The organism is Mumia sp., assembly GCF_028803055.1.
Classification (GTDB): Bacteria; Actinomycetota; Actinomycetes; order Propionibacteriales; family Nocardioidaceae; genus Mumia.
Genome location: NZ_JARBCJ010000086.1, coordinates 1 through 7358, shown reverse-complemented (window position 1 = coordinate 7358; position 7358 = coordinate 1). Strand labels below are relative to the sequence as shown.

The window sequence follows — 7358 nt, the reverse complement described above, 5'->3', positions numbered from 1 at the left end:
GCCTCGCGGAGCGCCGTCCGGCGATCCTCGACCACGACCCTCGACCGGCCGACCAGGTGCTCGTCAACCTCGCGTGCGTCCGGGTCGTGCGACCCGACGGCCACGACGATCGCGTCGTCGGCGACGAGGGTCCCGTCGAACACGGGCTCGCGCGCCGACGTGGCGCACAGGATCAGCCCTGCCGCACCCACGGCCTCGGCGGCGGCGGCGCTGTCGACGGCCACGACCCGGGTGGGGACGCCGACGAGCTCGGGGACCTCGGCCGTACGCGGATCGCGGGCGACATAGGTGACCGAGGCGACCGTGCGCACGCCCTCGACGACGTCGGCGGCGGTCGCCACGTGGCGTACGGCCTGGATGCCGACGCCGTAGGCGACGACGTGCAGCGGGCCGGTGTCGGCGAGGAGGTGCTGGCGGACACCGGCGAGAGAGACCGCCGGGGTGCGGAGCGCCGTCAGCTCGATCCCGTCGAGCAACGCGCGCGGAGCGAGCGTCCGGGCGTCGAAGAGCACGTAGATCCCTTGGATCCGCGGCAGCCCTCGCTCGCGGTTGCGGGGCGCGACCGTCACGATCTTGACGCCGGTGTCGGCGCCGTTCTCGGCGGGCATCACGATGTACTCGCCGTGGGTGAGCGGGACGAAGGTCCGCGGGGTGCCCTGGGTGGGGTCCAGGCCGTCGCGCAGCGCGGTGAGGAGCGCCTCGACGGCGTCGCGTGGGCGAAGCGCCGAGACGGCGGAGGCGTCGAGGTACGGCAGCGTCGTCATCGCAGCACGAACCCGGGTGTCAGGGAGTCGGCCGGGTCCACCACGAAGCGGTGCTCGCCGGTGCGGTGCGCGGTGCCGCTCACCGACACCACCACGGCCTCGTGCCCGTCGACGACCGTCCGCTCCTCCACACGTGCGAGGAAGCGCGAGCCGACCAGCGAGTCGTGCACGAGGTCGCGCCCGTCGGGGAGATCGCCGTGGGCGTCCAGCACCGCGACGCGAGCACACGTGCCGGAGCCGCAGGGGGATCGGTCGACCTCGCCGTCGGCGAAGACGGTGACGTTGCGCTGGTGCGCCCTGCCGTCGTCGGTGGTGCCGAGATCGTCGTAGATCGTCGTCCCGTAGACACCGCTCAGGCGGGTGTCGGTCGGGTGCTGGGCCACGGCGTGGTCGTTCAGGGCCCACTTGATCTCGCGACCGAGGGCGATGAGGTCGTCGACCTGCTCGGGCACGACGGCCAGCGCGGCGGTCCGGGCGTCGAGCTGCGCGTAGATCGCGCCACCGAAGCCGACGTCGACGCGCAGCGGACCCCGTGACGTCGCGACCTCCACGTCTCGGGCGATCGCATGGCTGGGCACGTTGACGAAGTCGGTGTGGGAGACGCGGCCCTGCGCCACGTGCACGCGTGCGGTCACCCGTCCCGAGGGGACGTCGATCCTGACATCGACGACGCCGTCGGCGGGTGCCTGGACGAGGCCCGACTCCACCGCCCACGTCCCGAGGGCGATCGTGCCGTGGCCGCAGGCGGTCGAGAAGCCGTCCTTGTGCCAGAACAGCACACCGAAGTGGGCGCCGTCGTCGTCGGGCGGGGTGATGAAGCCGCCGTACATGTCGGCGTGGCCCCGCGGCTCGTGGCAGAGCACCCGACGCAGGTGCTGGACGTCGGGGTCGGCCGCCGCCCTGACCCGCCGGTCGGCGACCCCGTCACCGGGGAGCGCGACGGGCGGGTCGGCGACGATCCGGAAGGGCTCGCCGCCGGTGTGGTAGTCGACGGTCGTCACGCCCTCCCACTCGGCGGTGTCCGATGCCGTCGGGGTGCTCGCCATCAGTACCGCCCGGTGAGCTCGCCCCACTGCCGCGACAGTCCGGCCGGGCTGCGGCGCTGCGGCACCCCCCAGGGGTTGTCGTCGCGCAGCGGCGGAGGAAGGACCGACTGCGGCGCGCCCTGGTAGGCCACCGCGCGGAGGAACCGTCCGATCGCCGCGGTCCCCACCGACGTGGCGTCGTGCGTGGTCGCCGGGTACGGGCCACCGTGCTGCATCGCCGCCGTCACGGAGACACCGGTGGGCCATGCCCCGAAGAGCACGCGTCCGCTCGTGCGGGCCAGGGCGTCGAGGAGAGGCTCGAGGGCTGCCGTGTCCTCGGTCGGAGCGAGGTGCACCGTCGCGGTCAGGTTGCCCGGGAAGAGGCGCTCGAAAGCAGCGGGGAGCTCCGCCGCGGTGCCGTACTCGACGACGACCGACAACGGTCCGAACGACTCGTCGAGGACCGTGTCTCCGGCCTTCTCGAGGTCGGCGAGGGACATCGACACCAGCGTGGGCGTGGCCCAGCCGAGACCGTCGGCGCCGACCCGGACCTCTCCCTCGACCAGCACCGAGACACCGGCGGCAGCGAGGACGGCCTCACGGCGCTCGCGGTAGCCGGCGGTGATCCCGGCGGTCAGCAGGCGGTGCTCGGGCACCTCCGCCGCCGCGGTGACGAGGGCATCGGTCAGCGGCTCTACGCCGGGGACGAGGAGGAAACCGGGCTTGGTGCACAGCTGACCGCACGAGCCCGAGACGCTGCCGACGTACGCGGCGGCGAGAGCATCGGCGCCGGCGGCGAGCGCAGCCGGGGTCACGACGACGGGGTTGACGCTGCCCAGCTCGCCGTAGAAGGGGATCGGCACCGGGCGGGCCGCGGCGACGTCGGCGAGCATCCGACCGACCGTCGTCGAGCCGGTGAACGCCGCCGCGCGGATGCGGTCGTCCTTGAGGGCCGCGACCCCGTCCTCACGGTCGAAGATCACGGCGAACGACCCGTGGGGCATCCCGGCCTCGCGGAGGGCCTCGGTCACGATCGTCGCGACGAGCGCGCTGAGCCGCGGGTGTCCGTCGTGGGCCTTGACCACGACCGGGTTGCCCGCGGCCAGTGCGGCTGCGGTGTCACCGCCGGCGACGGAGAAGGCCAGCGGGAAGTTGGAGGCGGCGTAGTTCAGCACGGGTCCGACCGGGACGTTGACCCTGCGCACGTCGGGCCGGGGACCGACCGCGTAGTCGGGGTCGGCGGCATCGATCCGGGCGTCGAGGTAGGCACCCTCGACGACGACCTCGGCGAACAGGCGCAGCTGCTGCGTCGTACGGTTCAGCTCTCCTCGTAGCCGGCCCTCCGTGAGGCCGGTCTCCTCGGTGCCGAGCGCGACGATCTCGTCGGCCGCGAGCTCGAGGCGATCAGCGACCGCGACCAGGGCGGCTGCGCGGTCGCGCGGCGTCGTGCGGGCCAGGAGGGGGGCCGCCGCGTCGGCGGCGTCCAGCGTGGTGAACAGGTCGGTCATCGCCATCCTCAGAAGTCGAATCCGGTGGGGAACGGGTCGTGGGGGTCGAGCAGGTACTGGGCCGTGCCGGTGATCCAGGCCCGGCCGGTGATCTCCGGCAGCACCGCCTCGTGGTCACCGACGGTGGTGGTGGCGACGAGCCGCCCGGTGAACTCCGACCCGATGAACGACTCGTTGACGAAGTCGGTGTGCAGCGCCAGCTCACCCCGCGTGTACAGCTCGGCCATCCGCGCGGAGGTGCCGGTGCCGCAGGGCGACCGGTCGAACCACCCGGGATAGATCGCCATCGCGTGCCGGGACCGCACGGCGTCTGACCCGGGAGCGATGAACTCCACGTGGTGGACGTGGTCGACGCCTTCGATCGTGGGGTGGTGCGGGGGTGCGGTCTCGTTGATCGCCGCCATGATGGCCAGACCGGCGGCGGCGATGTCGTTCTGACGCGCGCGGTCGAACGGCAGGCCGACGTCGTCGAGGTCGACCATCGCATAGAAGTTGCCGCCGAACGCCACCGAGTACGGCACCGTGCCGAGGCCGGGCACCTCGATCTTCTGGTCGAGTCGCTCGGTGAAGCTCGCCACGTTGGCGAGGGTCACCGACGTGGCTCGCCCGTCCTGCACGGCGACCCGGGCGACGACGAGACCGGCGGGGGTGTCGAGCCGGATCTCGGTCACCGGCTCGGTCGCCTCGACCATCCCGGTCTCGACCAGCACGGTGGCGACGCCGATCGTGCCGTGCCCGCACATCGGCAGGCAGCCGCTGGCCTCGATGAAGATGATCCCGAAGTCGCAGTCGTCCCGGGCGGGTGGCTGCAGGATCGCCCCGGACATCGAGGCGTGCCCGCGGGGCTCGCTCATGAGCAGCCGACGGATGTGGTCGAGGTGCTCGATGAAGTGGAGCCGGCGCTCGTTCATCGTCGCACCCGGGACCACGCCCACGCCGCCGGTGACCACTCGGGTGGGCATGCCTTCGGTGTGGGAGTCGACGGCATGGAAGATGCGTGTGGATCGCATGGTGACCTCCTGACTCGAGTATGGATCGGTGGCGTGGGCGCTCGGACGTCAGCGTGCGGCGATCGCGGCGAGCGCGCGCTCGGTGTCAGCGGTCACCGCAGCGACCTGCTCGGGGCTGAGCGGGCCGCGGGGCGGTCGCGTCGGCCCGCCGTACGAGTTGCCGCAGATGTCCATCGAGAGCTTGATCGCCTGCACGAACTCCGTACGGGAGTCCCACCGGAAGACCGCGACGAGCTGCGCGTAGAGCTGCTGGGCCTCCTGCCACTTGCCCGCCACGCAGAGGTCGTACAGCGCGACGGCCTCCTTGGGGAAGGCGTTGGGGTAGCCGGCGAACCAGCCGACGGCACCGTTGACCATGAGCTCGAAGAGCACGTCGTCGGCGCCGGCGATGACGTCGATGTCGCACTTCTCCTTGATCTCGTAGACCCGGCGGACGTCACCGGAGAACTCCTTGATCGCGACGACCTCGGGGATCTCGGCGAGTCGGGCGACGAGGTCGGGGGTCACGTCGACCTTGGTGTCGAAGGGGTTGTTGTAGGCCATGATCGGCATCCCGACCTCCGCCACCTTGCGGAAGTGCTCGACGACCTCGTCGGGGTTGGAGCGATAGAGGGTCGGCGGGAGCAGGAGCACGCCGTCGGCCCCGTCGGCCTGGGCGTTGCGCGCCCACTCCTGCGCCTGGTGCCAGCCGACACCGTGTACGCCGGCGACGACGACGCCCCGTCCGTCGACGGCGTCGACCGCGACCTGGACGACCTTGCGGCGTTCCTCGTCGGTCAGCGAGGAGTACTCGCCGAGCGACCCGTTGGGGCCGACTCCGCGGCACCCGTTCGCCATGAGGAAGTCGACGTGCTCGCCGAACTTGTCGTAGTCGACCGCGAGCCCGGCGGGCGCCGACGGGTCCTCCTTGAACGCGAGGGCGGTCGCGACGACGACGCCGCCGAGATCGATGGTGCTGGTCATGCTGGGTCCTTTCGGGAGGGGGACGGAACGTCGGGGGATGCGGGTCGGGCGAGGTCGCCCACCCGGACCGGCACGGCGATCGGCCGCCGGTCGGTGGAGGTGTGGTCGGCGAACGGGACGGATCCCCGTCCGCTCGCCGCGGCGAGGATGGTCTCGACCGTGCGGCCGCAGACCCTCCCCTGGCAGAGGCCGAGACCGGCTCGGGTGGTCAGTTTGAGTGAGCGCAGTCCGACGGACGAGGTGTCGGACGCGACGCGGGTCAGCGTGCCGTAGCCGACCTCCTCGCACCGGCACACGACCGTGTCGTCGTCGAGCCAGCGCGTCCATCCCGGTCCGATGCCGTGGGCGGCCTCGATGCGGTCGGCGAACCGTCGGGAACGGCTGCGGGCGCGGCGGGCGCGCGACAGGTGCGCCGCGGACGGATCGCCGCCCCCGGCCACCCAGCCGGCGATCTCGCCCTCGGCGAGGGCGAGGTCCACCCCGCCGATCTGCGTCAGCTCACCAGCCGCGAGCACACCCGCGACCGTGGTGCGCTGGTGGGCGTCGACGGCGACGAAGCGCTGGTCGGTGAGTCCGCAGCCGGCGGCGATCGCGAGCTCGAGGCGCGGGACGAAGCCGTGGCCGAGGCAGACGGCGTCGCACGACACCTCGCTCTCGGTTCCGGCCACGGGCTGCCAGCGGTCGTCGACGTCGGCGACGGTCACGCCCTCGACGCGGCCCTCTCCGTGGATGCGGACGACCACCGAGCCGGTGCGGTACGGGACGCGGCCTCGGACCTGGTGTCTCGCGTACCCCGCGAGCTCGCTCACCTTGTGGGCCGTGCCGACCAGCTCCCACGGTCGCGCGAGCCACTCGCGGGCGAGGCGTCGAGGACGCGCGGCCTCGTGGACGCCGACGACGGAGGCGCCCGCCTGGAGCAGCGAGGCGGTGACCGGCAGCAGGAACGGCCCGGAGCCGGCGACCACGACGCGCTCGCCGATCGCGAGGCGCTCGCCCTTGGCGAGGGCCTGGGCCGCGCCGGCGGTCACGACGCCGGGCAGGGTCCAGCCGGGGACCGGCAGCGTACGGTCGTGCGCCCCGGTGGCGAGGACCAGCCGCTGGGGTCGCAGCGTCTCCGTGCGCTGTCCGGTGCCGTCGACGTCACCGTGGGAGACGTGCACCGTGAGACCGGCGTCGTCCTGGCCGATCGCCCACACGTGCGCCTCCAGGCTCACCGTGACGCCGGGGTCGGACTGGAGGCTCTGGTGGAGCCGCCGATAACGGTCCCACTGGTGGTGGAGCACGCGCTCGCGTGCGGCGGGCCTGCTGGCCGGCAGGTGGCGCCAGTACTGGCCGCCGGTCCCGTCGGAGGCGTCGAGCACGCGGACGGTCGCTCCGGCGGCTCGCGCTGCGTGCGCCGCGGCCATGCCGGCGGGCCCGGCGCCGATCACGAGGACGTCCACGTCATCGCTCCTCTCGGGGCTCGGGCAGCCGGTCGTGCTGGCGCTCGACCAGCTCGCCGCCGCGGGCGCGTCGCTGGCACGCGCGGACGTCGCGGACACCGTCGACGCTCACGACGCAGTCGAAGCAGACGCCGATCCCGCAGAAGAGGCCCCGGCTCGCTCCGGAGACCGACGTCGTACGCCAGTCGAGGACGTCGTGGGAGAGCAGGATGCCGGCGACGGTCTGGCCGCGCACGCCCTCGTACCGGCGCCCCTCGAACTCGATGGTCACCGTCGTGGCGAGGGCCGGCTCCGCGGGATCGCGGGCGGGGTCGACAGGACGCGGGGTCACGATGCCTCCTCGAGGTAGGGCGCGAGCGTGGGGCGGTCGACCGCGAACGCCGCCGGGTCGAGTGGGGCCGCGGAGCCGGTCACCAGCGCGTGGAGCAGGTCGGCCGAGGGCACCGAGAGGCCGATGCCGGCGCCTTCGTGGCCGGTGACGTGGAAGAGCCCGGGTAGGCGGGGATCAGCCCCGACGAGCGGCAGGTGGTCGGGCATGTACGGGCGGAAGCCGCCGTACGTGCGCAGCACCGACGCGCTGGTGAGGAACGGGAAGATGCGCAGCGACTTCGCCGCGATCTCACGGACGACCTCGACGTCGAGGCGG

General features: G+C 73.1%; 8 protein-coding genes. All 8 read right to left on the bottom strand.

Features of this window, described 5'->3' with window-relative positions; all coding sequences use genetic code 11:
* Positions 1–764: ornithine cyclodeaminase family protein (locus PV363_RS09925; protein ID WP_301022244.1), on the bottom strand; the 764-nt coding region annotated here is incomplete at its 3' end.
* Positions 761–1810 (bottom strand): proline racemase family protein, encoded by a 1050-nt coding sequence (locus PV363_RS09920; RefSeq protein ID WP_220346118.1) that lies wholly within the window; start codon positions 1808–1810, stop codon positions 761–763. The genes PV363_RS09925 and PV363_RS09920, both read right to left, overlap by 4 nt.
* On the bottom strand, positions 1810–3297 hold the full coding sequence (locus tag PV363_RS09915; RefSeq protein WP_301022243.1) for an aldehyde dehydrogenase (NADP(+)): 1488 nt from the start codon (positions 3295–3297) through the stop codon (positions 1810–1812). Before PV363_RS09915 ends, PV363_RS09920 begins: the two co-directional genes overlap by 1 nt.
* Before the next feature lie 8 nt (positions 3298–3305).
* Entirely contained in the window at positions 3306–4307 is a 1002-nt protein-coding gene (locus PV363_RS09910) for a proline racemase family protein (protein WP_220366206.1), read from the bottom strand.
* A gap of 48 nt (positions 4308–4355) precedes the next feature.
* Positions 4356–5270: a dihydrodipicolinate synthase family protein gene (locus PV363_RS09905; RefSeq protein WP_220346121.1), complete on the bottom strand. Its 915-nt coding sequence runs from the start codon at positions 5268–5270 to the stop codon at positions 4356–4358.
* Positions 5267–6712, bottom strand: a complete 1446-nt coding sequence (locus tag PV363_RS09900; RefSeq protein ID WP_301022242.1) for an FAD/NAD(P)-binding oxidoreductase — start codon at positions 6710–6712, stop codon at positions 5267–5269. Before PV363_RS09900 ends, PV363_RS09905 begins: the two co-directional genes overlap by 4 nt.
* Before the next feature lies 1 nt (position 6713).
* Positions 6714–7043 (bottom strand): (2Fe-2S)-binding protein, encoded by a 330-nt coding sequence (locus tag PV363_RS09895; RefSeq protein WP_301022241.1) that lies wholly within the window; start codon positions 7041–7043, stop codon positions 6714–6716.
* Positions 7040–7358 (bottom strand): FAD-binding oxidoreductase (locus PV363_RS09890; protein ID WP_301022240.1); only part of this gene is annotated, 319 nt, incomplete at its 5' end. The genes PV363_RS09890 and PV363_RS09895, both read right to left, overlap by 4 nt.